Annotated in this window: 22 protein-coding genes; 5 read left to right on the plus strand and 17 right to left on the minus strand. The window is 54.8% G+C overall.

What is annotated here, in order from left to right:
- Positions 1 to 77: 77 nt before the first annotated feature.
- Entirely contained in the window at positions 78 to 1,823 is a 1,746-nt protein-coding gene (gene araD, locus TH30_RS20495) for an L-arabinonate dehydratase (protein ID WP_114099946.1), read from the minus strand.
- Between the two features lie 361 nt (positions 1,824 to 2,184).
- Between araD and TH30_RS20500 the strand changes: the two genes are divergently transcribed.
- The 4 genes from TH30_RS20500 (at position 2,185) to TH30_RS20515 (ending at position 6,600) form a co-directional block, all read left to right on the plus strand.
- Positions 2,185 to 3,231: a type 2 periplasmic-binding domain-containing protein gene (locus TH30_RS20500; RefSeq protein ID WP_114099947.1), complete on the plus strand. Its 1,047-nt coding sequence runs from the start codon at positions 2,185 to 2,187 to the stop codon at positions 3,229 to 3,231.
- Between the two features lie 157 nt (positions 3,232 to 3,388).
- The gene (locus TH30_RS20505) at positions 3,389 to 3,814 is read left to right on the plus strand and encodes a tripartite tricarboxylate transporter TctB family protein (RefSeq protein WP_114099948.1); all 426 of its coding nucleotides are present in this window, start codon (positions 3,389 to 3,391) and stop codon (positions 3,812 to 3,814) included.
- Between the two features lie 46 nt (positions 3,815 to 3,860).
- Positions 3,861 to 5,369: a tripartite tricarboxylate transporter permease gene (locus TH30_RS20510; protein WP_114099949.1), complete on the plus strand. Its 1,509-nt coding sequence runs from the start codon at positions 3,861 to 3,863 to the stop codon at positions 5,367 to 5,369.
- A 190-nt stretch (positions 5,370 to 5,559) separates the two neighbouring features.
- Positions 5,560 to 6,600, plus strand: coding sequence for a LacI family DNA-binding transcriptional regulator (locus TH30_RS20515; RefSeq protein ID WP_258548809.1), 1,041 nt, complete (start codon positions 5,560 to 5,562; stop codon positions 6,598 to 6,600).
- 11 nt (positions 6,601 to 6,611) lie between these two features.
- Here TH30_RS20515 and fdhD read toward each other — a convergent pair whose 3' ends face one another.
- From fdhD to TH30_RS20550, 7 genes are all read right to left on the minus strand, one after another.
- Positions 6,612 to 7,421: a formate dehydrogenase accessory sulfurtransferase FdhD gene (fdhD, locus tag TH30_RS20520; RefSeq protein ID WP_114099950.1), complete on the minus strand. Its 810-nt coding sequence runs from the start codon at positions 7,419 to 7,421 to the stop codon at positions 6,612 to 6,614.
- Entirely contained in the window at positions 7,418 to 7,642 is a 225-nt protein-coding gene (locus TH30_RS20525; protein WP_114099951.1) for a formate dehydrogenase subunit delta, read from the minus strand. Before TH30_RS20525 ends, fdhD begins: the two co-directional genes overlap by 4 nt.
- Positions 7,643 to 7,736: 94 nt before the next feature.
- Entirely contained in the window at positions 7,737 to 10,616 is a 2,880-nt protein-coding gene (gene fdhF / locus TH30_RS20530; RefSeq protein ID WP_114099952.1) for a formate dehydrogenase subunit alpha, read from the minus strand.
- A gap of 4 nt (positions 10,617 to 10,620) precedes the next feature.
- Positions 10,621 to 12,177, minus strand: a complete 1,557-nt coding sequence (locus TH30_RS20535; protein ID WP_114099953.1) for a formate dehydrogenase beta subunit — start codon at positions 12,175 to 12,177, stop codon at positions 10,621 to 10,623.
- On the minus strand, positions 12,174 to 12,647 hold the full coding sequence (locus TH30_RS20540; RefSeq protein WP_114099954.1) for a formate dehydrogenase subunit gamma: 474 nt from the start codon (positions 12,645 to 12,647) through the stop codon (positions 12,174 to 12,176). The genes TH30_RS20535 and TH30_RS20540 overlap by 4 nt, the downstream gene beginning before the upstream one ends.
- 122 nt (positions 12,648 to 12,769) lie before the next feature.
- Entirely contained in the window at positions 12,770 to 13,663 is an 894-nt protein-coding gene (locus TH30_RS20545; RefSeq protein ID WP_114099955.1) for a LysR family transcriptional regulator, read from the minus strand.
- A 306-nt stretch (positions 13,664 to 13,969) separates the two neighbouring features.
- On the minus strand, positions 13,970 to 15,706 hold the full coding sequence (locus TH30_RS20550) for an OFA family MFS transporter (RefSeq protein ID WP_114099988.1): 1,737 nt from the start codon (positions 15,704 to 15,706) through the stop codon (positions 13,970 to 13,972).
- 520 nt (positions 15,707 to 16,226) lie between these two features.
- On the opposite strand from TH30_RS20550, the gene TH30_RS20555 reads away from it, so the two are divergent.
- Entirely contained in the window at positions 16,227 to 16,766 is a 540-nt protein-coding gene (locus TH30_RS20555) for a GNAT family N-acetyltransferase (protein ID WP_114099956.1), read from the plus strand.
- A 62-nt stretch (positions 16,767 to 16,828) separates the two neighbouring features.
- Here the strand turns inward: TH30_RS20555 and TH30_RS20560 are convergent, their stop codons facing one another.
- From TH30_RS20560 to TH30_RS20600, 9 genes are all read right to left on the minus strand, one after another.
- Entirely contained in the window at positions 16,829 to 18,817 is a 1,989-nt protein-coding gene (locus TH30_RS20560; protein ID WP_114099957.1) for a sensor histidine kinase, read from the minus strand.
- Positions 18,814 to 20,247 carry a sigma-54-dependent transcriptional regulator gene (locus TH30_RS20565; RefSeq protein ID WP_114099958.1) on the minus strand — a complete coding sequence of 478 codons (1,434 nt, stop codon included), beginning with the start codon at positions 20,245 to 20,247 and terminating at the stop codon, positions 18,814 to 18,816. The genes TH30_RS20560 and TH30_RS20565 overlap by 4 nt, the downstream gene beginning before the upstream one ends.
- A 182-nt stretch (positions 20,248 to 20,429) precedes the next feature.
- On the minus strand, positions 20,430 to 20,825 hold the full coding sequence (locus TH30_RS20570; RefSeq protein ID WP_114099959.1) for a RidA family protein: 396 nt from the start codon (positions 20,823 to 20,825) through the stop codon (positions 20,430 to 20,432).
- Positions 20,818 to 21,249: an acyl-CoA thioesterase gene (locus TH30_RS20575; protein ID WP_114099960.1), complete on the minus strand. Its 432-nt coding sequence runs from the start codon at positions 21,247 to 21,249 to the stop codon at positions 20,818 to 20,820. Before TH30_RS20575 ends, TH30_RS20570 begins: the two co-directional genes overlap by 8 nt.
- 1 nt (position 21,250) lies before the next feature.
- Entirely contained in the window at positions 21,251 to 21,940 is a 690-nt protein-coding gene (locus tag TH30_RS20580) for an ABC transporter ATP-binding protein (protein ID WP_114099961.1), read from the minus strand.
- A gap of 1 nt (position 21,941) precedes the next feature.
- Positions 21,942 to 22,691 carry an ABC transporter ATP-binding protein gene (locus TH30_RS20585; protein WP_114099962.1) on the minus strand — a complete coding sequence of 250 codons (750 nt, stop codon included), beginning with the start codon at positions 22,689 to 22,691 and terminating at the stop codon, positions 21,942 to 21,944.
- Positions 22,684 to 23,670 (minus strand): branched-chain amino acid ABC transporter permease, encoded by a 987-nt coding sequence (locus TH30_RS20590; protein WP_114099963.1) that lies wholly within the window; start codon positions 23,668 to 23,670, stop codon positions 22,684 to 22,686. The genes TH30_RS20585 and TH30_RS20590 overlap by 8 nt, the downstream gene beginning before the upstream one ends.
- Before the next feature lies 1 nt (position 23,671).
- Entirely contained in the window at positions 23,672 to 24,589 is a 918-nt protein-coding gene (locus tag TH30_RS20595; RefSeq protein ID WP_181850419.1) for a branched-chain amino acid ABC transporter permease, read from the minus strand.
- An 80-nt stretch (positions 24,590 to 24,669) separates the two neighbouring features.
- A complete protein-coding gene (locus TH30_RS20600) occupies positions 24,670 to 25,809 on the minus strand; it encodes an ABC transporter substrate-binding protein (protein ID WP_114099964.1) in 1,140 nt (379 codons plus the stop codon).
- Between the last annotated feature and the right edge of the window lie 49 nt (positions 25,810 to 25,858).

A 25,858-nucleotide genomic window follows, 5' to 3' on the forward strand; every position in this document is an offset into this window, starting at 1 on the left:
GGTTTGGTTCGTGTTTCGGGGACGGGGCGCATTCAACCACCCCATCCCTTGCGTCTGTTTCTGGTCTGGCGGCAAGCCTAGAAAATATCCGGCTCGCCCGCGGTTTCACCAAATTCCGGCGACAGGAAGTCAAAGTCGCAGCCTTCATTGGCCTGGGTGACATGTTTGCCAAACATCCAGCCATAGCCACGCTGATAGCGGGGTTCCGGCGCCTGCCATGCAGCACGACGACGTTCAAGCTCGTCCTCGTCAACCAGCATGTCCAGACGGCGGCTATCAAGATCAAGTTTGACGATGTCACCGGTTTTCAAAAGAGCGAGCGGACCACCAATATAGGATTCCGGTGCAACATGAAGCACGCAGGCACCATATGACGTCCCTGACATACGCGCGTCCGAAATGCGCAGCATGTCACGATGGCCCTGTTTGATCAGCGCCTTGGGGATGGGCAGCATGCCCCATTCCGGGAAACCGGGACCACCAAGCGGACCGGCATTACGCAACACCATTACATGATCTGGCGTGATATCGAGATTTTCGTCATCCACCGCCTTTTTCATTTCAGGATAGCTGTCAAAGACAAGTGCCGGGCCCTGATGGTTGCGGAACCGTTCATCGCAGGCAGCAGGCTTGATCACCGCGCCATCCGGACACAGATTACCCCGCAGAACCGCAAGCGATCCTTCATGATAAACCGGATTGGACAGCGGACGGATGACATCATCATTGTAAACCGTCGCGCCTTCGAGCGTCTGGGCAAGTGTCTTGCCGGTCACGGTGGTAACCGAGGTATCAAGTTTATCGCCAAGCTGGGCCATCAGGGCGCGCAGCCCCCCGGCATAATAGAAATCTTCCATCAGGTAGTCGCCTGTGCCCGACGGGCGAATATTGGCGATCAGCGGTGTGGTGCGACCAAGTTCATCAAGATCATCAAGGGTGATCTTGATCCCGGCGCGACGCGCCATGGCAAGCAAATGAACAACTGCATTGGTCGAACAACCGGTCGCCATCGCAACCACAGCCGAGTTGCGGACAGATTGGGGGGTGACAATCTTGTTCGGGGTCAGGTCTTCCCAGACCATATCAACAATACGACGGCCACACTGGGTCGACATACGAATATGTCCGGCATCAGGTGCCGGGATCGAAGACGCACCCGGAAGGCAAAGCCCCATGGCCTCGGCAATGGCGGTCATGGTCGATGCGGTCCCCATGGTCATGCAGTGACCGTATGAACGGGCAATGCCGCCCTCGACCCCCACCCATTCCTCGTCACTGATGTTACCAGCCCGGCGTTCATCCCAGTATTTCCAGGCATCCGAACCCGAACCAAGGATTTTACCGGCATAGTTGCCGCGCAGCATCGGGCCCGCAGGCAGATAGATCATCGGCACACCAGCCGAAAGCGCGCCCATCACCAGACCCGGCGTGGTTTTATCGCAACCGCCCATCAGAACCACACCATCAAGCGGGTGGGACCGGATCATTTCCTCGGTCTCCATGGCAAGCAGGTTGCGATACAGCATCGAGGTCGGCTTGGTGAAGGATTCATCAACCGAAATCGTCGGGAGTTCAACCGGAAAACCACCGGCCTGATGCACACCCTTTTTGACGTCAGCAGCGCGCTCACGGAAATGCAAATGGCACGGATTGATTTCCGACCAGGTATTGAGGATGCCGATCACCGGGCGACCGGTCCAGTCTTCGGGATCGAGGCCCATCTGCATCAGGCGTGATCGATGCCCGAACGAGCGAAGATCGTCAGGCGCAAACCAGCGCGCACTTCTGAGATCTTCCGCGGATTTTCTGTTTTTGTCGGACATGGCGTTCCTCCCGTCATTCGACCGCCACCAATTTTGCCTCTGGGCGCAACCCGGGCGGCCTGTACTTTTGATTAATGGTTTATGTATGCGCATACACTTACAAGATGTCAAGTGAACTTACATGCCAAAACCAAAGAAACATCATGCGCAAAAATGCCGATAGATTCAGCGATTGACAGGATTTTACGCAAGATGTATCAAATTATGTATGCGCATACATAACGCTTGAAATTTTACAAGTGACCTAACAATAAGAACAAGCAACAAGAACAAGCAACACCAACGCCTTATGGGAACCACACCATCTGGCACAACGGGGACATCCCCACCATTCAGGAATGCGTCATTCGGGAGGAATCTTATGACCGGACTTTTTAAATCCATCGCTGCTGCTGCAGGTTTTGCTGCCATGGTTGCCTCGCCAGTTTTGGCTTCAGCTGCTGATCTGCCAAGCAACATCCGCCTTGTTATCGGGTCGAAATCGACCGGCGGCGATACCTATCAGAACAGCGCAATCGTTGCCGAATCCCTGTCCAAGAAACTCGACATCAATGTGAAGGTTGATGCCGTTGGCGCGAGCGAGGCATTCAAGGCACTACAGCGCGATTCGCGCGGCACCACCATTATGATCTTCCACGATCAGTCCTATCTTGCGAACCTGTATGGCGTTCGCGGCTATGACGATATCTTTGAAAACTACGTCGTCGGCCCGACGGTCGCGATCAATCCGGGCAACGCTTATCTGGTTGCCAAAAACTCGCCGATGCAGTCGATGGAAGACGTCCTTGCCGCCGCCGCATCCGGTCAGCGCGTTCGTGTTGCCATTCAGGCCGGTGGCGTTTCGGAAATCGGCTTCTCGGCCATGAAAAACGCTGCCAAGATCATGAACCCGGGCTCCGAAAAAAACATCGTTCCGGTCAATACCGGTTCGCAAGCTGATAAAAACCAGCTGATGTTTGATGGTCAGGCTGATGTGATCAACGGTTCGGTTCAGGCGAACGAACAATTCACTCAGCTTGCCAATGATGACCAGAAAGCAATGCGCTTCATCTGGCTGACCGCACGCGAAGAAACCATTGAACAGGCAAATCCGGAAGGCATGGGCGATACCTCGCGCGATGAGCTTCTGGCTTTCACCACACCGAATGTGAATGTGACTTTTGACGGCAAAAAGAACTTCACCTTCGACAAGGAATTCTTCCTTCTGTTCAACAAGGACATGGACGCAGAACAGATTGCCGCCATCGACAATGCACTGAAGGAAATCTATGCCGAAGGCGAGATCCAGAAAACGCAGAAAGCATCCTTCTTCATCCCGAACTACAAGCCGCAGGCTGAAGCATCGGCATATCTGAAGGAAAAGCGCGACGAATACCGTCAGGTCATCGACGCGATTGCAACCAACTGACTTCCCGGTTGGCCCGGCATTTCAATGCCGGGCCACTTTCGCCTGATCCGGCGGATTTCAAAACCCGCCGCCACTTGCCGAATAGACACCCCGGACCAATTCCATTCCATCTGGAATTCCGTACCATGGGGAAAACAGGCACATCCGGAGGCGTCCCATGTCGTTTGACTCCCCCTTTCATGTGACGGTTGATTTCAACACGTCGCACATGATTTTCCCGACGATTATCGCCGTAATCCTCGGAATATTGTTCATTTCGATCCTGATCACGCGTGGCAGTACGATCCTTGCTACCGTGACCAGCGGCACCTGGTGGCCCGCGGGCATCGACCACAGACGGTTCTTTGGGACCATTGCACTAACCGTGATCTATTTTCTGGCGATGCCGGAAGTCGGGGATTTATTCCCGAATACCGGACTTGGATTTTACCTGTGCTCGATCCCGTTTCTGTTTGCGCTTAGCACGCTTTATCTGCACGAGCACAGCCGTCGAACATTGCTGATCGCGGGTGCCAATGCGCTGATCGCGCCGAGTGTCGTCTGGTACATCCTGTCCGAACTTTTCAATATTTCGCTGCCATAAGGGGTGCTGTCCCCGGTTTGGCGCGGCTTGATCCAAGAGATTTATCATGGAACTCCTATCCATCCTGACACCGCTATTCTTTGGACTGGTTGCCGCAGGCACCGTGATCGGCATCATCTTTGGTGCGATCCCCGGCATGACGGCAACCATGGCGGTGGCTGTGTGTTTGCCGCTGACCTATTCGCTGGGCCTTGAAAACGGGCTGGCACTTTTGCTTGGTCTTTATGTCGGGGGCATTTCAGGCGGTCTGGTTCCCGCGATCCTTTTGAACATTCCCGGCACCCCGTCATCAATCACCACCACGCTTGACGGCTATCCGATGACCCAGAATGGCGAAGGTGAACGCGCCCTCAAGATCGGGATTACCTCGTCACTCGTTGGCGGTCTGATCAGTCTGGCCGCCCTTTATCTGTTTGCCCCGGCACTGGCCGATTTTGCGATCAAGTTTTCCTATATCGAAAAATTCCTGATCATCTTCTTTGCGCTCACCGTGATGGCTGCGCTTTCGAACAGCCTTCTGGTCGGGATTTTCAGCGGCTTTTTGGGTGTTTTCATCAGCCTGATCGGCGCCTATGACATTTCGCGTGGCGGCAATGGCGAGCTTCGCCTCGTTCCGGAATTCCTTGAATATTACCTTGAAAGCGGATTTTCGCTTCTGCCGGTTCTGATCGGCTTGTTCGGGCTGGCAACCATCCTGATTGATGCCGAAGAAGGCATGAAGGAAGGCAAGGGCCTTTCGGGGGTCAAGATCGGCGGCAAGCCCTTCAAGCTATCTGTGTTCAAAGGACAGATCATCAACCTGATCCGGTCTTCATCAATTGGCACCTTTGTCGGCATTCTGCCCGGTGTGGGCGGCAGCGCGGCGTCCATCCTTGCCTATAGCCAGGAAAAGAACTTTTCCAAGAACCCGGAAAAATTCGGCAAAGGCGCTCCGGCCGGGGTGATTGCATCGGAAAGCGCCAATAACGGTCTGACCGGCGGGGCACTTGTACCGCTGTTATCACTTGGCATTCCCGGGGATTCCACCACCGCCATCCTGATTGGTGCCTTTACCCTGCAAGGCATTCAGGTCGGCCCGCTCTTTATCGGCAACAATCCGGTGACCTGGGATGCGATGATCATCGCCATGCTGGCGGCCAATATCATCATGTTCCTTGTTATGGTTCTGGCCATCCGTCATATCGCCAAGGTCGTCACGGTTCCCAAGAACATTCTGTTCCCGATCATTCTGATGATGTGCGTGGTGGGCGCCTATACGATCAATTACGGCGTGATGTTTGATGTCTGGACGCTTTTGATCTTTGGTCTGTTTGGATATCTAGCCCACAAGATCAGGCTTGAAATCGCACCCTTTATCATCGGTTTCATTCTGGGCCCATCCGCCGAGATCTATTTTGTCAAAAGTCTGGAATCCTTTGGCACGCTTTCGATCTTCTTTACCAAAAGCTGGATCGCAATCCTGCTGTGGGGCTTGATTGCACTTTCGATTGCGTTTTCAATTTCGGTCGCACGCAAGAAAAAGCGCATGAGCAGCGGCATCGACGATCAGGCATGACGTTTCAAGACCGGGCAAGAAGCAACAGTTCCCTCCCTGTGCTGTGAAGTGGTTTCCACCCGAACCACGCTTCTTGCCCACCATTTTTTGCTGATGTAATGTCCGGCTCAGGCAAAATCATCGTTTTCGGACAGCAACCAATGCCGCGCATCACCAACATGCGGCATTCAGATCAAGAGATCGTAACCCTTTGTCATCTGAGCCAAAACACACTGATCAGACAACGCTTGCCGAAATCAAAAGCGGCACCGTCACGATGGAAACCGTCGGACGGATCGCGGGCGTTTCACAGGTCACTGTTTCGCGCGCACTCAATGACCCGAAAAAGGTCTCGGCCAAGACCCTGCAGCGTATCCAGGACGCGATCGAACTTACCGGATATGTGCCGAACATGGTTGCCGGTGCGCTGGCGTCCCGACGCAGCAAACTGATTGCCGCACTGGTGCCGTCAATCACCAACGTCATTTATTCCGACCTGATGCAGAATTTCATCAATGTCATTCGCGGGTCGGGCTATCACGTTCTGATGGCTGAAACCGGCTTTTCGCAGGATGAAGAACAGGCCGTTGTTTCAACCATGCTCAGCCGCCGCCCCGACGGCATTCTTCTGACCGGCATCCATCATTCGGCCAGTTGCAAGCGCATGCTGCTCGGCGCGGGTATTCCGGTGATTGAAGTCTGGGATATTACGGAAAACCCGCTTGATGTCTGTATCGGCTTTTCACATATCAAGGCTGGCGAGGAAATGGCCCGCTATGCCGCCCGCAAAGGCTATGACAAGGCGCTGATTGTTTCGGCCGGGGATGAACGCGCTTTGCGCCGCAAGGACGCCTTTGCCGCCCAGTTCGGACAACTGACCGGCAATCCGCCGATTGAAGTTCTTTATGAGGCCGGAGCAACCATTGAACGCGGGCGAAACGGCCTGACCAGTGGCCTTGCAAAGGGCTTCAAGAACGGCATCATCATGTGCAGCTCCGACCTTTTGGCACATGGCATCCTGATCGAGGCACAGGCGCGCGGCATCCGCATTCCCGAAGATATGGCTGTCCTTGGTTTTGGCAATCAGGATTTCTCGGCCTTTACCCTCCCTGCCCTGACCACGGTCGAGATCAACCGTCCCGATCTTGGCAAACGTGCGGCCGAGGCACTGGTGGCGCGGATTGAAAATCAGCCATTACCAACCAAGTCGATTGATGTCGGGTTTGAGATTATCGAACGCGCATCAACCTGACCGCTATCGGATCAGGCAAAGCGACGAAACAGCCCGCGCCGTTCGCGACAAATCAAGGTCAAGCCCGCCTGCCGTGCCAGATTAACCGCGGTCAATGTCGGCCCCGAAAGGGTGACAAGCCCGCCGATCCCGCATTGCACGGTCTTGGTGACAATTTCATAGGAACAGCGACTGGTCATCAGGATAAACCCGCCCGTCGCATCAATCCCCTGACGAACCACAGCGCCCAGCACCTTATCAAGGGCGTTATGGCGTCCGATATCCTCGCGGACCAGCTTGATGTTACCGCCAACATCGACAAAGGCACTGGCATGCAAAAGCCCGCCGCCTTCACGATTGCGAGTCTGAAGATCGGGAAGCGCGTCAATGGCCCGCAAGACGATGTCCTGCGCCATATTGCCCGGCACGACCTTGCCGATCTTGTCCATTGCCACCGCTTCGAGTGACTGCACACCGCACAGCCCGCAGCCCGACCGGCCTTCAAGGGTGCGGCTACGTTCATCAAGGCGATCAAACACGTCTTCATGCAGATCGGCTTCGATCACATAGCCCTGAAGGGTTTTTCGAACATCGCGCAAGGTGATTTGGGAAATGTCATCGGCAATCCCCTCGGACAGGGCAAAGCCGATCATGAAATCTTCGAGATCATGGGGCGATACCATCATCACCGCATGCGATTTGCCATTAAACGTCAAGGCAGCCGGAACTTCCGGCTGCAAGATCATTGGCGCATCGTCATTGCCGTCATCGCGTGAAATGGCGCGCGCCAGATCGACATCGCGACCGTCAAGAATGCGGTTCTCTGATGGTTTGGGCGTCATGCGGTTTCTTTGACCTTGCGGATCGAAGGGGCCGCTTCAAGAACCAGCGGATCAAAACCTTCATGTCCGGCAGAAATCATGTCAAACAGCTGTTTGCGCATGCGCGGTTCCCAGAAATCGCTGATATGACCAGCGACACCCGCAGCCGCCTCTTCCTTGGGCTGCGATTTGAAAAAGGTCGCGATCTGATTGGCCATATAGACAAGTTTGTCAGGTGCCATTGCTGTTCACTCTTTGGCTGTAACTTTTCGATATTCAAAGGATTTGCCAGATATCATGCACAAGCGAGTATAGCACAATATCTGGCAGGGTATCCTATTCGGCGGCATCCATGCGCGGCTTGATCCGCCGCGACTGTTCGGCCTGACGGTCATATTCCACCTGCCATTCCGACGGTCCGTTGCTTGGCGAGACCTGAACAGCTGTGACCTTGTATTCCGGGCAATTGGTCGCCCAGTCGGTAAAGTCGGTAGTGATCACGTTGGCCTGCGTACCCGGATGGTGGAAGGTTGTGTAAACCACACCCGGTGCGACGCGATCGGTAATGGTGGCGCGAAGGGATGTTTCGCCAGACCGCGATGCAAGACGGATCCAGTCACCTTCGCGAATGCCGCGCTGTTCTGCGTCATGCGGATGGATTTCCAGAAGGTCTTCCTTATGCCAGGCGGTATTTTCAGTACGGCGGGTCTGTGCGCCCACATTATACTGACTAAGGATACGCCCGGTCGTGAGAAGCAGCGGGAAGCGCGGACCGGTACGTTCATCGGTTGCCACATATTCGGTGACAACGAATTTGCCCTTGCCGCGAACAAAGCCGTCAATATGCATGACCGGTGTTCCCAGCGGCGCCTTGTCATTGCATGGCCACTGCACTGATCCTTCGCGTTCGAGAAGGTCATAGCTGACATTGGCAAAGCTTGGCGTGGTTGCCGCGATTTCCGCCATCACCTGTGACGGGTGGGTGTAGCTCCAGTCCAGCCCCATGGCGCGCGCAAGGTTCTGGGTCACCTCCCAATCGGCAAAGCCGTTCATCGGTGTCATGACCTTGCGTACGCGGTTGATGCGGCGTTCGGCATTGGTAAAAGTCCCGTCCTTTTCAAGGAAGGTCGAACCGGGCAGGAAGACATGGGCATAGTTCGCTGTTTCGTTCAGGAACAGGTCATGGACGACAACACATTCCATCGCGGCAAGACCGGCGGCAACATGCTTGGTATCGGGATCGGACTGAAGGATATCCTCGCCCTGAATATAGATGCCCTTAAACGTGCCTTCGACCGCGGCATCAAGCATGTTGGGGATACGAAGCCCCGGTTCGTCGTCAAGTTTCACACCCCAGATATCTTCAAAGATATCGCGGGTCGCACTATCCTGAATATGGCGATAGCCCGGCAATTCATGCGGGAATGATCCCATATCACAGGACCCTTGCACGTTGTTCTGACCACGCAGCGGGTTCACGCCAACACCCGGACGGCCGATATTGCCGGTCGCCATGGCAAGGTTGGCAATCGCTATCACGGTGGTGGAACCCTGACTATGTTCAGTTACACCCAGCCCGTAATAGATCGCACCGTTGCCACCCGTGGCAAAGGCACGCGCCGCCGTGCGCATAGCATCGGCATCAACACCGGTCATTTCGGCAATCGCTTCGGGGCTGTGCTTGGGGTCGGACACAAAGGTCGCCCAATCCTGGAATTCATCCCAGTCACAACGTTCACGAACGAACGCCTCGTCAAACAGGCCCTCGGTCACGATGACATGGGCAAGAGATGTCAAAACCGCGACATTGGTTCCCGGACGCAAAGCCAGATGCGCAACCGCCTCGATATGCGGGGAACGAACCAGATCAATCCGGCGCGGATCAATCACGATCAGTTTCGCCCCCTGACGCAGACGCTTTTTCAAACGCGAGGCAAAAACAGGATGCCCGTCCGTCGGGTTCGCCCCAATCAGGATGACCACATCGGTTTGTTCGACAGAATCAAAATCCTGCGTCCCGGCCGATGTGCCAAAGGTGGTTTTAAGGCCATAGCCGGTCGGCGAATGACAGACACGCGCACAGGTATCGACGTTGTTGTTGCCAAAGCCCGCACGGACCAGCTTCTGAACAAGGAAGGTTTCCTCGTTGGTGCAACGTGATGACGTGATCCCGCCAAGTGCACCCTTGCCGTATTTGGCCTGAATACCCCTGAACTTGTCGGCGGTGAAGCGAAGGGCTTCTTCCCAGCTGACTTCCTGCCAGGGATCATCTACACTTTCGCGGATCATCGGATTGAGAATGCGGTCCTTGTGATTGGCATAGCCATAGGCAAAGCGCCCTTTGACACAGGAATGACCACGGTTGGCCTTGCCATCCTTGAACGGCAACATGCGCACCAGCTCCTCGCCGCGCATTTCGGCCTTGAACGAACAGCCGACCCCGCAATAGGCACAGGTGGTAACGACCGAATGTTCCGGCTGACCGATTTCGATGACCGATTTTTCCTGAAGGGTTGCGGTCGGGCAGGCCTGAACACAAGCGCCACAGGATACGCATTCGGAATCAAGGAAATCTTCGTGCATGCCCGGCGAGACACGGGATTCAAACCCGCGACCTTCGATGGTCAGGGCAAAGGTGCCCTGCACTTCTTCACAGGCACGGACACAGCGCGAACAGACAATGCATTTCGACGGGTCATAGGTGAAGTACGGGTTAGTCTGATCCTTGGCCATATAGCGCGGGTTATCTTCCCCGTTCTGGCGGACCTGAACGTGGTTACCGCCTTCATAGCCATAGCGCACATCACGCAGACCAACCGCACCTGCCATGTCCTGAAGTTCACAATCACCATTGGCGGCACAGGTCAGGCAATCCAGCGGATGGTCGGAAATGTAAAGTTCCATCACCCCTTTACGGATTTTCTTAAGCCTTTCGGTCTGGGTATGGACCACCATGCCATCATATGCTGGTGTGGTGCAGGATGCCGGTGTGCCGTTGCGGCCTTCGACCTCAACCAGACACAGACGGCAGGAGCCAAACGCATCAACCATATCGGTCGCGCAAAGCTTGGGCACCTGAATGCCTGCTTCCATCGAGGCCCGCATAACCGATGTGCCTTCGGGCACGGTCACGTCCCTGCCATCAATGGTCAGCGTGACGGTCTTTTCGGATTTGGCGGCGGGGGTTCCGTAGTCGACTTCTTTGATCAAGGACATCGTATTACTCCGCAGCTATATCAAGCGCACGTGGCTTGAAATCATCAGGGAAATGGTTCAGGGCACTCAGCACCGGATAGGGCGTAAAGCCACCCAGTGCACAGAGCGATCCGAACTTCATGGTTTCACAAAGATCGCGCAGAAGTTCGATCTGCAATTCGGGCTCTTCGCCACGTTCAAGCTTGTCGACAACTTCGGTGCCACGGATCGACCCGATGCGGCATGGCGTGCATTTGCCACATGATTCAATCGCGCAGAATTCCATAGCAAAGCGGGCCTGCTTCATCATGTCGACCGTATCGTCAAAAACGACCACGCCTGCATGACCGATCAGGCCATCGCGCTTGGCGAATTCTTCGTAGTCAAAGGGCGTATCAAACAGTTCACGCGGGAAATAGGCGCCCAGCGGCCCCCCAACCTGCACGGCCTTGACCGGACGACCGGTTGCCGTGCCACCGCCAATCTGTTCGACAATTTCGCCCAGTGTCAGACCAAAGCCGATCTCGTAAAGACCGCCATGTTTGACATTGCCGGCAATCTGGATCGGGATGGTGCCACGTGACCGGCCCATGCCGAAATCGCGATAATATTCCGGACCCTTTTCAAGAATGACCGGAACCGAGCACAGGGAAATCACGTTGTTCACAACCGTGGGACGGCCCATGAAACCCTGAAGCGCTGGAAGTGGCGGCTTGGCACGCACAACACCACGCTTGCCTTCCATGCTGTTCAGAAGCGAGGTTTCCTCGCCACAGACATAGGCACCTGCCCCCATGCGAACTTCCATATCGAATGCCTTGCCCGAACCAAGAACACTGGCCCCCAGAAGTCCCGCCGAACGGGCAACGTCAATCGCCTCGTTCATGATACGGATCGCATCGGGATATTCCGAACGGGTATAGACATAGCCCTTGGTCGCCCCGGTCGCGAGACCGGCAATGATCATGCCTTCGATCAGGACGAAGGGTTCACCTTCCATGATCATGCGATCGGCAAAGGTGCCGCTGTCGCCTTCGTCGGCATTACAAACGATATATTTCTGATCGCCCGGCGCTTCGCGTACCGTGTTCCATTTGATGCCGGTCGGGAAACCGGCACCGCCACGTCCGCGCAGACCACTGTCGGTCACCGCCTTGACGATGTCGGCCGCCGACATTTTCAAAGCGTTTTCAAGACCCGTAAGGCCATCATGGGCGCGATAATCGTCAAGCGATACCGGGTCAATAATGCCGCAACGCTGGAATGTCAGGCGCGACTGGCTTTTAAGGAACGGGATATCCTGGGTACGGCCAAGATAACGTTTGTGTTCCCCGCCCTTAAGGAAGTCGGCAGCAAACAGGGCATCGATATCATCGGTGCTGACCGGGCCATAGGCGACACGCCCGCGTGGTGTTTCAACCTCGACCATTGGTTCCAGCCAATACATGCCAAACGATCCGTTGCGCACGATTTTAACATCGGCACCGATCTTTTCGGCCTTGCTGGCAATGGCGCTTGCCACTTCATCTGCACCAAGGGCAACAGCACCGGAATCCAGCGGGACATAAACCTTGATACTCATGCGCCCACCTCGTCGAGAATACGGTTCATGCGATCCCTGGTCACGCGACCAACCACCTTGCCATCAACCATCGCAGCTGGCGCACAGGCACAAAGACCAAGACAGAAAACCGGTTCCAGCGTGATCTTGCGATCAGATGTGGTTTGCGACCAGTCGACTTTCAGATGGCGACGGACCTGATCACCAAGCGCATCTGCGCCCATTGCCTGACAGGCTTCGGCACGGCAGATCTTGATGACATGCTTGCCCGCCTTTTCTTCGCGGAAGTCATGATAGAAGCTTGCCACCCCGTGGACTTCAGCCCGGCTGAGGTTCAGTTTTTTGGCAATTGTCTGAAGCGCGCCTTCGGGGATGTGACCGAACTCTTCCTGCACTTCGTGCAAAATGGGAAGTAGCGGGCCTTCCATCGTGATCATCTGATCACAAATGGCCTCGACGCGGACATTCTGGTCCTTGGTCGTTTCCGACATGCAAGCCTCTCTCTCAAGCATGTTGCAGATATCTTTGTTATTCTTGCCAGTGTCGGGCATCTGGACCGCCCGTTCAATAAAGCCATCCCGTTACGCGATAGCGAAAACCTATCAAGGAACGATCAGGCCGGTTCGAGTTCCGATAAAAGCTTTGCTTCTTTTAACAGTGCCGACACAACTGGCGTTGCCGGTTCACGTTTTGCCGCGATCATTCCAACCAGATGAGCCGCATCGGGCTCTATGATGGGAATAGATTTCACGCGATCATGAAGACTGAACTCGCGGATCATCTTCACCGGCATGATGCTGGCCCAGTTTCCGGTATGAACATGGGTAAACAGGGCAATCATCGAATCACTTTCGAGGGTCGGTGCCACCCGTGCACCAGCCTCGTTAAGGTGTTGATTGATAATCCGGCGGTTCTGCATATCAGGCGTCAGAAGACAGAGCGGAAATTCCGCTGCTTCGCGCCAGGTGATGCTCTCGCGATCTCCGATATCATCGAAATTCGAGGTCACCAGATGATAGCGTTCATAATAAAGCGGGATTGATGTCACCCGACCAAGCGGTTCATTATCAAGATAGGTAATGCCGACATCAATTTGAAGATCATCAAGCAGAGCCTGAATTTCGGTTGATGTGCGCGACAGGATCGCAAATGTCACATCGGGGTGTTTTTCGCGAAACGGCGTGGTCAGTTCCTGCACCATCGAGAGCGCGGTTGGAATAACCGCAATCTGCACCTGCCCGGTCAGACCGAACCGCATGGCGCGCATTTCATCGCGCATCGAACGGGTGCTGCCGACAATATGGCGCGCCCATTCCAGAACACGTTCACCTTCGGGTGTCAGGCCCTGATAGCGCGATCCGCGCTTGACCAAGACGACACCAAGATGGTCCTCAAGCTGGCGGAGCGCACTGGACAAAGTCGGCTGTGTGACGCCGCATTCCTCGGCGGCATGTCCAAAATGCTGCTCACGGGCGAGCACCATAAACATTTCGAGTTTATCGATCATTTTATATCCGGCATCCGGTCAGGCCGGGATGCTGTGTTTTGCTGTTGAAGTCGGCCTTCTGTCCGGCCGTTACAAGAATTGAAAACGCGCGTTCTGACGCTTGCGTGTTCCGGTTGCAGGATAACCGATTATCCCCACGGGAAAAAAGGTTATTCCTGCAACAGAACGCGGGGCCGGGCTGGATGAACAAAATCCCGACCCGGGACATGACGATGCCAATCATGCCCCCGGATGGCCAACAGACAGACATTGCCAGCCAGTCGTCGGGCGTCGATCACAGGGAGCGATGATCGACGCCCTGGGTCCTTACGCTTTGGACGTTGCTTCACGTCCGGTGGCGGTTGCACCACCTTCCTGCGTTTCCATGTAGTGCTTGTCATCAATCGGACGGACCATTTTGTTGGCGACAAGTGCAATCGCCAGCAGGGCCGCCATCGCATACATGGTGGTGTTATACAGGCTTGAGGTCGGATCAACCGTTCCTGCCGGTGCGATTTCCATCAGACGCCCGATGGTCACGGTTTTGGCAGCAACCAGCTGATCAAGCTGTTCAAGGCCTGCACCGAATTTTGCCTGGAAGGCCGCCGGATCAACCTTGGCAGCCAGATCCTTGATCGAATTGGTGACCGAGGTCTGACGCAGCTGGGTGATGGCAAGCGGACCAAGTACACCCGCCGTACTCCACGCCGTCAGAAGACGACCATGAATACCGCCGACATATTTGGTGCCGAAAATATCCGCCAGATAGGCCGGGATGGTTGCAAAACCGCCGCCATACATCGTGAAGATGATCATGGTTGCGGCATAGAACATCACCAGATAGGTGACAGCCGGATTAATACTGACCTGCTGGGCAGCGAACGGGATCGACAGATACAGAGCAATGCCCAGAATAAAGAAACAGTAATAGGTATTCTTGCGGCCGATATAATCCGACATCGACGCCCAGAAGAACCGGCCACACATGTTAAAGACCGAAATCATGAACACATAAGTCGCGGCAAAGGCCGAGTTGACCACCAGCGGCAAGGTCGTACCGAAGATTTCCGACATCATGGTTTTGGCAACGCCAATCACACCAATACCCGCCGTAACGTTAAAGCACAGCACGATCCACAACAGGTAGAATTGCGGGGTTTTCAGGGCCTGATCGATATGAACATTCTTATGCGTGATCATGCGCTTGGACGCTGCATCGGCAGTCGGTGGCGTCCACCCTGCCGGAAGCCATCCCTCGCGCGGGACACGATAGGAAAATGCTGCAATCATCATGACGATGAAATAGGCAACACCAAGGGTAAAGAAGGTCGCCGCAGCACCGGTATTGCCTGTGCCCGCAATATAAACGCCTTCCTGGATCGGAACCGGTGCAGAAGCCACCTGTGCGGCACCTGCCACAACAACCTCGACCATCTGGCCACCGACTTCGGCCATACGCTTGCCACCTTCGGTAACAAGGTTCACCGCGCTTTCCGGGCCAAGATATTCCGGCACCTTGTAAAACACCGAAAGCAGGCTTTCCTTGATCGGGGTTGCGATCATCGCACCACCGCCAAAGCCCATGATCGCCATACCGGTCGCCATGCCGCGACGATCCGGGAACCAGCGGATCAGCGTTGAAACAGGCGACACATAGCCAAGACCAAGGCCACAGCCACCAATCACCCCATATCCGAGATAGACCAGCCAGAGCTGATGGGTGGCAATACCAAGTCCACCGACGATAAACCCGCCGCCCCAGCAGAAGGCAGCAACAACACCCACCATACGCGGGCCGACTTCTTCAAGCCATTTGCCGCCAAAGGCAGCCGCAAGGCCAAGAAACACAATGGCGACAGAGAAAATCCAGACGACGGACTGCAAGCCCCAGTCACCCGAGCTTGCAGCGACCACGCCAAATTCCTTGATCAATGGCGGGTTGAAGATGCTCCAGGCATAGACAGACCCGATGCAAAGATGAATGGCAATGGATGCTGGCGGCACCTTCCAGCGGTTAAAATCGTCACCCGCGACGATGTGCTCTTTCTTTAGGTTATCAAACATGACGTTGTTTCCTCCCGGCATTATGATTTTTCTTGCCTTGCCCACCCCCGGTTGAAGGCATTGTGCAGGGCAACCACGGTTGAACCCGGAATTCTCAACGTCGCAATCAGCGTGCCATCAGCCAGAAATCCTGATATTCTGCCGATCAAAGACAGATAAACGTCATATTGCAGCGCACGCGCATGGACAAAATGTCCAACTCACGATACGCGGAAAAGTAGCAATCAGACAAAATGTCCACTCGCAGCTGCAGCAATTTCAATGCAAAGACCCAAGGCGTGTGCTGTAAGCGGACGAAGACCTGACGCCGCTTTCAATGCAGGAAAATCGCGCGATCCAAACGTCTTCATTCACGGCTGAACAGTCGGGAGATCACGGCCAGGGAAAGAAATGCCATCAACCGGACAATATCCTGTGCAATTGAGAAATCGTGCTGCGACAACCCTTGTCATTTCGCATTGCGCGTTATTAAGAAAGGGCCATGAGCCTGTTCCCATCCCCTTGCCCGCGAAGGACACAGATGAGCGAAATCATCACCGACAGACTGATCATCAGACGCTTTGCTGAAACCGATGCAGCAGAACTGTTCGACTACATTTCGAACCCACGCGTAAACTGCTTTATGGATGACAAAGTCACAACGCTGGAAGAGGCAAAGGTCAAGGCCCGGAAACGTGCAGGGGATAAGATGTGTCTTGCTGTATGCCTGAAAGACACAGGAGCCTTAATTGGTGAGCTGTTGCTTCATCAAGATGATCGCGACACCTATTCCGTGGCATGGAACTTCAACGAAAAGGTTGAAGGTAAGGGGTATGCCAGTGAAAGCGCACGCGCCTTGTTTGACCATTTGTTTATCCAGCTCGACGCAAGACGGCTCTATGCCTATGTCGAGGACAACAATTTCAAGTCGCAGAAGCTTTGCGAAAAACTTGGTATGCGCAAAGAGGGTTGTTTTGTGGAGTTTATTTCGTTTGTCAACAATCCGGACGGCACGCCCAGATACGAGAATACTTTCCAGTATGCCATCCTGAAGAAGGAATGGCTGCACAAAGACACCTGAAAAAACCAAACAAATTAATGGATCCTGCCCCAAAAGCCTTTTCGGGTTAGGTTGTTGCGGCTCTAGTCTGCCTCCGGCAACCAGATGGTAAATATCGTGCCCTTGCCCGGTTCACTTTCGACAGCAAGAGTGCCGCCTTGCCGGTCAATCAGGGTCTTGGTGATCGACAATCCCAGCCCGGTGCCTTCGCGGCGTTTGGTCGTATAGAACGGATCAAAGATGCGATTGAGAATGTCGGGCTCCATGCCGATACCGGTATCGCGCACCGTCATCAGGATACCGGGCCGACCATTCCGGTCTGCATCCTCGTCAATCAGGGTCAAAGTGCCGCGATCTGGCATCGCATGCAGGGCATTGACCATCAGGTTTACCAGTACCTGTTGCAGTTCCGTGCGGTTCATCAGGACCAGCCGGTTTGATTTATGTTCACGGATAACATCAATCTCGGCCCGGCTCAGCAGATGGGCGACAAGCGGCATGCAATCCTCGATCACCTCGCCGACACTATGGCGTTCGACGTAACCTGCATATTCTTCGGGTTTGGCGAACTGCAAAAGCTTGGTGACAATCAGATTGATGCGATTGACCTGTTCATCAATCAGGCGGAATTCGGTATCGGCCAGACGGGTGTGATCGCCCAAAAGATCGCGCAACACATCAAGATTGCCCTGAAGAACCGCCACCGGATTGTTGATTTCATGCGCGACACCGGCGGTAATTTCGCCAATGGCCGCGAGCTTTTCGGACATGATCAGCTGTTTGGTGGTTTCTTCGAGTGCGCGGTTTGCTTCGCGCAGTTCACTGGTGCGTTCATCAACGCGCGCATTCAATTCGTCATTCCAGGCGCGCAGGCGCTTGTCCCTTTCCTGCACCTGATCAAGCAGATCATCAAGATGATCTGCCACCAGCGAAATTTCATCCTGTATCTGTGTCAGATTGGTACGGGCGGAAAGATCACCGCTTTCGACCTGTCCGATGGTGTTGGCCATGCGTTCAAGCGGTTTGAAAATACCCCGCGCCCAGCGCAGGAAAATTGGAACAGAAAGGGCGGCAACAAACAGAAACGCCCCGATCAGGATCAAAAGGCTTTCATATTTTGTCCGGGCGAAGGGGGTTTCAAGGAAGCCGACATAAAGCATCCCTACCCGTTTACCATAGCTGTCCTTGATCGGCTCATAAGCCGAAATGTACCAGTCATTGACCACAAAGGCCCGATCCAGCCAGACCTTGCCGTCTTCAAGAACGGTCTTGCGCACGATGCCTGAAACACGCGTCCCCAAAGCGCGACGATCGGCAAACAGACGAACATTGGTACTGACCCGCACATCATCAAGAAACAGGGTTGCCGTGCCCTGACTGCCTTCGGGAAGGCTGCTTTGGCGATAGACAAGATCGTTGATCGTATCAATAAAGCCCAAATTCTGGTTGAGCAAAATACCGCCAACAAGGGCGGCCGTTCTTCCCGACGGCAATTCCACCGGACTTGCCGAATGCACGACCATGCCACGCGTTTCCGCATCACGTGCCGTTGGTACGGCATTGGGCGTTTCAATCAGGTCAAGTCGGGCCCGTGCCGCAAGATCGGGCGAGATTGCCGCAAGGTCGGTATTGCTGAAGATATCCACGCTGGTTGAAGAGTTCCCGGCAAACGCACTGGCAATCACCGGCCAGTCACCAGCCTTGTCACGACCTTCGACCAGATACAGAAAATCAAGCCCCATGGCCTGCTGACGCTGGGCGAGCAATCCACCCACAGTACCGGGATCACCATCATTCAGGACATTGCGAAACGCCACCGATTGACCAAGAGCTGCGATCTGTTCACCGGTATTTTCAAGAATATGGGCAAAATATTGATGGGCAATTGTCAGATCGCCACTGACCTTTGACGTCAGCAGCGCATCAAACTTGGAATTCCAGCGCACCATCATCACGCCCAGCAACAGAGGCAGGATCACAAGTGTTGGCAAAAGTGCAATTGCCAACAACTTGAACCGGACAGATCGTGTGCGTTTGGGCCGTTCGGCGCGAATGCGCGAAAACAGCTTCATTCCTGTTCCCAGCTTGCGCATTTGCGATCAATGGTTTTACGCGATACCCCCAGACGACGGGCAGCTTCGTTACGATTGCCACCGGTTTTATGAAGCATCGCCAGAATGTGGCGACGTTCCATTTCATCAAGCGTTTCATCGCCTTCGATCTGTGCGCCGTGGTCGGCCTTTTCATCACGGAACTCATCGGGGAAACGTCCAAGGATCAATGTGCGTTCGATCAGGTTGCGCAATTCACGGACATTGCCCGGCCAGTCATACCGCGTCAGTCCGGCGCGCACGGCCCCGTCAATCGGGACCTGACGGACGCCAAGCTGTTTGGACAGCTTGGTCATGAAAAGTTCTGCGAGTTCGAGCACATCATCGCCGCGCGCATGCAAGGGCGGCATTTCAATATGCATGACATTGATGCGGTAAAACAGATCGGCCCGGAACCGTCCGGCTTCGACTTCGGCTTCAAGATCGGCGTTGGTGGCAAAGATAAAGCGCAGATCGACAGGCGCTTCGCGCTCTGATCCGACGGGGCGTATACGGCGGCTTTCGATGGCACGCAGAAGCTTGCTTTGGGTCGCGAGCGACAATTCACCGACTTCATCAAGGAACAATGTTCCGCCCTGTGCATGCATGAAAAGCCCATCACGTGCAGCCTGCGCGCCGGTAAAGGCTCCTTTGACATGCCCAAACAGCTCCGCTTCGATCATCTCGGATGGAATGGCGGCACAGTTAATCGGAACGAACGGCTTTTGCGAGCGGTCAGACAGGGAATGCAGCGAACGGGCGGTGACTTCCTTGCCCGTCCCGCTTTGCCCGGAAATCAGGATCGAGGTCGGCAGGGGGGCCACCCGCGCAATGGTTTCACGGATTTCCTGAATTTGCGGGGAATAGCCGATCAGCTTGTCACGCAGCAATACATGGTCGGAGGTCGCGCGCAACTCATGGCGCAAGACATGGTTTTCACGCCGCAAGCGCATCCGGTCCAGACAGCGCGCCACCGCGTTCAAAATCTGGTTTGAGCGGAATGGTTTAAGGACAAAATCCACTGCCCCGGCCCGAAGCGCCTTGATCGCGGTATCAAGATCGGCATAGGCCGTCATCAGGATGGCATCGGAAAAAAAGCCGATCTCGCGCTGTTCGGTCAGCCATTCGACCCCGCTTTTGCCCGGCATGATGTTATCAAGGATCACCACATCAAAATGATGTTGATCCAGAAGTGCTGTGGCTTCTTCGCAATCGGCGGCCTCTTCGACCCGCTTGGCGCGCGGGCCAAGGGTACGGACCAGAAAGTTGCGCATGCCCGGTTCGTCATCGACGATCAGGATCGATGCCTTTTCAAGCCAGGGACCGAATTCCGGCCCCGGCCCGCTAAATGCCGTGTCATTGCCAACGGTGGGCGCAGCCCCATCGGACGCACCCAAAACGGTCGATCTCATGATGTTCCTCCGGAGAAGCTTATTTATTATTTTTTAAAAGCTTAGATCAGCGGAGGGAGAAAAGCAAAACCGTTGGTCATATAAACGCAGATCATTGCCGATCACTCTATGCAAAGAGCCCTGCAAACAGCAAAGGACAGCTTGATGCTGCCCTTTGTGAAAACGATATCCTAAATGACCGGTCAGTTCGGGATAACCGCCGTACCCTCAATCTCAAGCAATGCTTCGTCTTCGACAAGGGCGCTGACAACGACCATGGTCATTGCCGGGAAGTTCTTGCCCAAAACTTCGCGGTAAGCCCGGCCGACTTCGCGCTGTTTGGCGAGATATTCCTGTTTGTCGGTGACATACCAGGTCAGACGCGTCAGATGTTCGGGCTTGCCGCCAGCAGCTTCGAGAACAGCGGCGATGTTCTTAAGCGCCTGTTCCATCTGTCCGACAAAATCCTTGGCAACGAAGACCTGATCTTCGTTCCAGCCAATTTGTCCGCCGATATACAAAGTCGCACCTTGTGCAAGGACGCCGTTTGCATATCCCTTGGGCTCTTTCCATCCGTCTGGCTGAACGATTTTATGCATTGTTTTCTACCACTTGATTGATTTCTTTTTCGATTTTGGCACGCAAATCATCTGGCCATGCCACTGACTTTCCGGCCCCTTTTTTCGTAAAGACCAGTGTTACCGTTGTTTTCAGGCGTTGCTCGTCACCTGCGAAAGCTGCGATTTCCAGCTCAAGGCTTGATCGTCCGATCCGCATCGGTTCCAGACGAAATTCCAGTTGATCACCCAGCATGCTTGGCGCCGTAAAAGCGATGGTAAGCCCCGCTGTCGGAACGGCCGCCTGCATCGGGCCATGCATGGTTGGAAAGCCGCATCCGATAACGGCGTCAAACCATTCCTCGACCGTCGCATTCACCATTTCGAAATAGCGCGGATAAAAGACAATCCCCGCCGGATCGCAATGTTGAAACAGGACTTTCTGCTGATAGGTGAAAACAGCCATATCAGACCCCCAGATACCGGTCGGCGAGCTCGTCGGTCAGTTCGTTCACGGCACCAGTCCATGCCGTAACGCCCTTTTCCACGACGACATAGCGATCCGCGACACCAGAAAGTTCCTTAAGCGATTTATCAACCACAAGGATGGTGAGACCGGATTGCTTAAGCTGATTGATCGCAGCCCAGATTTCCTGACGCACCACCGGTGCCAACCCTTCGGTTGCTTCATCAAGGATCAGCAAACGCGGATTGGTCATAAGCGCGCGTCCAATGGCAAGCATCTGTTGCTCACCGCCCGAAAGGGTCATGGCCTTTTGATCGCGGCGCTCGGCAAGACGTGGGAAAAGTCCGGCAACTCGGTCAAAATCCCATTCACCCGGACGAGCCGCAGCAATCAGGTTTTCCATAACGCTCAGGCGCGCAAAACACCGGCGCCCTTCAGGCACCAGCCCAAGACCAAGACGGGCCGCCTTGTGCGATGGCATCCTTGCCAGATCCTGACCGGCAAAGCGGATCAAACCATCACGATGTTCCATCATGCGACAGATGGTCTTGATCGTGGTGGTTTTTCCCATGCCGTTGCGGCCCATCAGTGCGACGGCCTCGCCCTCATTCAGCGACAGATCGATGCCAAACAAGGCCTGCGATGCACCGTAAAAAGCAGTCACGCCACTAAGTTCGAGAAGTGCGGTCATATCAGGCTTCCTCCCCGAGATAGGCACGTTTGACGTCTTCGTTGCCCCGGATTTCGTCGACTGTGCCAGTCGCGATGATCCGGCCATAAACCAGAACCGAAATCCGGTCAGCGAGTGCAAAGACCGCATCCATGTCATGTTCGACCAGAAGGATCGGGGCCTGCGCGCGCAGACTGTCAAGGAAACCGGTCAGTCGTTTGGAGCCCTCTGGCCCCATGCCTGCCATCGGCTCATCCAGAAGGAACGCCTTGGGTTCAAGGGCAAGGGCAACCGCCATTTCAAGCTGGCGACGTTCGCCATGCGAAATATCAGCCGCACGCATCTGTGCACGGTTGGCAAGACCAACACGTTCAAGCTGTGCCATGGCCGGTTCGACCAGCGACTTGTCACCGAGAACCGGACGGAAAAAACGAAATACCTTTCCACTGACCGACTGACGCGCCAGCATCACATTTTGCAGCACCGAGAATTCCGGCATCAGTGATGACACCTGAAACGTTCTGGCCAGTCCCATGCGCGACCGCGCAACCGCATCAAGTTCATTGATCTGCTGACCATTGAAATGAATATCGCCACTATCGGATTTGATCTCGCCTGCGATCTGTTTGATCAGGGTCGATTTCCCCGCCCCGTTCGGGCCGATCAGGGCATGGATTTCACCTGGGCGCAGATCAAGGGTCACGTCGTCACTGGCAAGCAGCGATCCGAATTGCTTGGTGATATGTGAAAGCGACAGAATGGCATCAGGCATGTTTACGCTCCCCGGCCAGAACACCGACCAAACCGCCGCGGGCAAACAGCACCACGATCAGCAACAACACACCAAGCGGCAGCTGCCAGAATTCCCAGACACTGCCAAGAAGATGTTCAAGGATGATATAAAGTGCCGCACCGGCCAGCGGACCGAACAACCGTCCGACCCCGCCCAGAATGACAAAGATCATGATCTCGCCAGACATATGCCAGGACAGCATGGTCGGGCTGACAAAGCGGTTGAGATCCGCATAAAGCGCCCCGGCAAGGGCGGTGATCATCGCCGAAATCACAAAGGCAACCAGACGAATGCGGAACGGTGCGATCCCGACGGCAGTCATGCGTTGCGGGTTCTGACGCGCGCCCTGAAGGGCAAGACCAAAGCGTGAGCGGATCAGTATGGCCGAGAACAGCATCACAATGCCAAGCATCACCGCACAAAGCGCAAAGAAACTGATCGGATCAAGGGTATTGAGCCCCGGGAAGCCATTGCGGACATAGATCGACAATCCGTCTTCCCCGCCATAAGCCGGCCAGGAAATGGCGAAGTAATAGATCATCTGTGCAAAGGCCAGCGTGATCATGATGAAATAGACACCACTGGTCCGAAGCGTAATCGCCCCGATGGCCAGCGCGACAAGTGCCGAAACGATCAGTGCCACAATCCAGATGACAATCATCTGGGTGGTGCCTTCGATCAGGAACGGGCTTTCCATGATCGGTTCATAGTTCAGCGCATGGCTGGCAAGAATGCCGGCAGCATAACCACCAATGCCGAAGAATGCGGCATGACCAAAGGACACAAGTCCGCCAAAACCAAGAACAAGGTTAAGGCCGACACCGGCCATTGCGAAAATCGCAACCTTGGTCGCAAGGGTAATGATGAAAGGTTCATTCATCCCCATCGCAATGACCGGCACGGCCACAAAGGCGACGGCAAGAATAGTGTTAATAAGAGTTTCGCGGTTCATGGTCATATCAGGCTTCCGTCCCGAACAAACCGCTTGGACGCAGGAACAGAACCAGCGCCATCACGATATAAATCAACATGGATGCAAGTGCCGACCCGATGGCGGTCGCACTGGACGGATCAAGGAAGGTCGCAAAGGCGTGCGGCAGAAGGAAACGTCCCATCGTGTCGGTAAACCCGACCAGAAGCGATCCGATAAGCGCGCCCTTGATCGAGCCGATCCCGCCAATCACGATGACAACGAAGGCCAGAATAAGAACCGGCTCGCCCATGCCAACCTGAACAGACTGGGTGGTGCCGACAAAGGCACCGGCAAGCCCGGCTAGCGCTGCACCAAGAGCAAACACCACCGTATAAAGCCGGTCGATATTCACACCAAGGGCCGCGATCATGCCACGGTCGGCTTCACCCGCGCGGATGCGCACGCCAAGGCGGGTCTTGCCAATCAAAAGGAACAGACCCACCGCAACCAGAAGCCCGGCAATAATGATCGCCAACCGGAAAATCGGATATTCAAGCGCGCCGGGCAGAATGACCGTTCCCGTCAAAATATCGGGAACGCTCAGGAAAAGCGGGAAGGAACCGAAAATCCAGCGGGTGCCTTCTGAAAAAACCAAAATAAGGGCAAAAGTCGCCAGAACCTGATCAAGGTGATCACGGTTATACAAGCGGCGAATAATAAACATCTCGACCAGCACACCGGCAAGGGCAGCAGCCATCAGGCTGGCAACAAGACCAAGCCAGAATGAACCGGTCCAGGCCGCAACAGCAGCACAGGCAAATGCACCGACCATATAGAGCGAGCCGTGGGCAAGGTTAATAAGGCCCATCACACCGAAAACAAGCGTCAGTCCGGATGCCATCAGAAACAACATCAATCCCGACTGAAGGCTGTTTAACAGCTGCTCCAGGAAAAGAGAGAACATTATTGGAAACTCCGTCACAAGGTGGTCGGGGGCCGATCTCATTGACCGCAACCGGCCCCCACCGTCTTGTCAGCGCGTGATTACATCGAGCATTCCGATGCATAGGCATCGGCATGGTCAGAAAGCGCAATACCAACGATCTTGTTGGTCAGAACGTCGCCTTCTTTAACGACTTCACGAACATAGATGTCCTGAATCGGGTGCTGGTTCGGACCAAAGACGAACTTGCCACGAACCGAGTTGAAGTCAGCAGCACGCAGCGCGTCACGGAAAGCTTCCTTGTCGGAAATGCTTGCCTTGCCCATTGCCGACAGCAAAAGGTTGGCAGTGTCAAAGCCATAGGACGCATAAAGCGACGGCAGACGACCATATTCAGCCTGGAAGGTTTCAACGAATGCCTTGTTGGTGGGATTGTCGATGTCTTTCGACCAGTTCGAGGTGTTCTTGAAACCGATTGCTTCGTCGCCAACCGCACCAAGGATGCCCTGATCCATCGAGAATGCCGGACCGATCAGCGGAATATCAACACCGGACTGTGCATACTGTTTCATGAACGCGATGCCCATGCCGCCCGGCAGGAAGAAGAAGACGCTGTCTGCACCCGATGCGCGGATCTGTGCGATTTCAGCAGCATAGTCGGTCTGGCCAAGCTTGGTATAAACTTCTTCGGCGATGTCACCCATGAAGAAACGTTTGAAACCGGCAAGGGAATCTTTGCCCGCCGGATAGTTCGGCGCAAGAATGAAGGCCTTTTCATAACCGGCACTCGACGCATAACCGCCGGCGGCTTCATGCAGGTTATCGTTCTGATAGGAGACGCTGAAATAGTTTGCGTTGCAGCCCTTGCCCGCCAGCTGCGACGGTGCGGCGTTAACCGACAGATACAGCTTTTCCTGTGCAACAGCGGACGGAACAACCGCCATCGCAAGGTTCGACCAGATAATACCGGTCAGAACATCAACCTTTTCCTGCTGGATCATTTTATCAGCCAGCTGAACAGCAACGTCCGGCTTGCGCTGATCATCTTCGATCACGACCGAGAGTTCCGGATTGTTGGCCTGTTTGACAGCCAGCATGAAGCCGTCACGTGCATCAATACCAAGACCGGCACCACCGCCCGAAAGCGTGGTGATCATACCGACCTTTACCGGATCAGCCTGCGCTGTACCGGCCACAAGCAAAGCAGCAACAGCTGCAATGGTTGTCTTCATACCCTTCATTTAAGCCTCCGTGTTAATACATTCAGTTTTTTAGCAACACGTTGATCCC

Origin of the sequence: Thalassospira profundimaris (genome assembly GCF_003326795.1) — a bacterium.
GTDB lineage: Bacteria > Pseudomonadota > Alphaproteobacteria > Rhodospirillales > Thalassospiraceae > Thalassospira > Thalassospira profundimaris_C.

Excerpts from the sequence above, each read along its gene's own strand:
- araD (WP_114099946.1), bottom strand. The coding sequence starts at position 1,823 with ATGTCCGACAAAAACAGAAAATCCGCGGAAGATCTCAGAAGTGCGCGC.
- TH30_RS20500 (WP_114099947.1), top strand. The coding sequence starts at position 2,185 with ATGACCGGACTTTTTAAATCCATCGCTGCTGCTGCAGGTTTTGCTGCC.
- TH30_RS20505 (WP_114099948.1), top strand. The coding sequence starts at position 3,389 with ATGTCGTTTGACTCCCCCTTTCATGTGACGGTTGATTTCAACACGTCG.
- TH30_RS20510 (WP_114099949.1), top strand. The coding sequence starts at position 3,861 with ATGGAACTCCTATCCATCCTGACACCGCTATTCTTTGGACTGGTTGCC.
- fdhD (WP_114099950.1), bottom strand. The coding sequence starts at position 7,421 with ATGACGCCCAAACCATCAGAGAACCGCATTCTTGACGGTCGCGATGTC.
- TH30_RS20525 (WP_114099951.1), bottom strand. The coding sequence starts at position 7,642 with ATGGCACCTGACAAACTTGTCTATATGGCCAATCAGATCGCGACCTTT.
- fdhF (WP_114099952.1), bottom strand. The coding sequence starts at position 10,616 with ATGTCCTTGATCAAAGAAGTCGACTACGGAACCCCCGCCGCCAAATCC.
- TH30_RS20535 (WP_114099953.1), bottom strand. The coding sequence starts at position 12,177 with ATGAGTATCAAGGTTTATGTCCCGCTGGATTCCGGTGCTGTTGCCCTT.
- TH30_RS20540 (WP_114099954.1), bottom strand. The coding sequence starts at position 12,647 with ATGTCGGAAACGACCAAGGACCAGAATGTCCGCGTCGAGGCCATTTGT.
- TH30_RS20545 (WP_114099955.1), bottom strand. The coding sequence starts at position 13,663 with ATGATCGATAAACTCGAAATGTTTATGGTGCTCGCCCGTGAGCAGCAT.
- TH30_RS20550 (WP_114099988.1), bottom strand. The coding sequence starts at position 15,706 with ATGTTTGATAACCTAAAGAAAGAGCACATCGTCGCGGGTGACGATTTT.
- TH30_RS20555 (WP_114099956.1), top strand. The coding sequence starts at position 16,227 with ATGAGCGAAATCATCACCGACAGACTGATCATCAGACGCTTTGCTGAA.
- TH30_RS20560 (WP_114099957.1), bottom strand. The coding sequence starts at position 18,817 with ATGAAGCTGTTTTCGCGCATTCGCGCCGAACGGCCCAAACGCACACGA.
- TH30_RS20565 (WP_114099958.1), bottom strand. The coding sequence starts at position 20,247 with ATGAGATCGACCGTTTTGGGTGCGTCCGATGGGGCTGCGCCCACCGTT.
- TH30_RS20570 (WP_114099959.1), bottom strand. The coding sequence starts at position 20,825 with ATGCATAAAATCGTTCAGCCAGACGGATGGAAAGAGCCCAAGGGATAT.
- TH30_RS20575 (WP_114099960.1), bottom strand. The coding sequence starts at position 21,249 with ATGGCTGTTTTCACCTATCAGCAGAAAGTCCTGTTTCAACATTGCGAT.
- TH30_RS20580 (WP_114099961.1), bottom strand. The coding sequence starts at position 21,940 with ATGACCGCACTTCTCGAACTTAGTGGCGTGACTGCTTTTTACGGTGCA.
- TH30_RS20585 (WP_114099962.1), bottom strand. The coding sequence starts at position 22,691 with ATGCCTGATGCCATTCTGTCGCTTTCACATATCACCAAGCAATTCGGA.
- TH30_RS20590 (WP_114099963.1), bottom strand. The coding sequence starts at position 23,670 with ATGACCATGAACCGCGAAACTCTTATTAACACTATTCTTGCCGTCGCC.
- TH30_RS20595 (WP_181850419.1), bottom strand. The coding sequence starts at position 24,589 with ATGTTCTCTCTTTTCCTGGAGCAGCTGTTAAACAGCCTTCAGTCGGGA.
- TH30_RS20600 (WP_114099964.1), bottom strand. The coding sequence starts at position 25,809 with ATGAAGGGTATGAAGACAACCATTGCAGCTGTTGCTGCTTTGCTTGTG.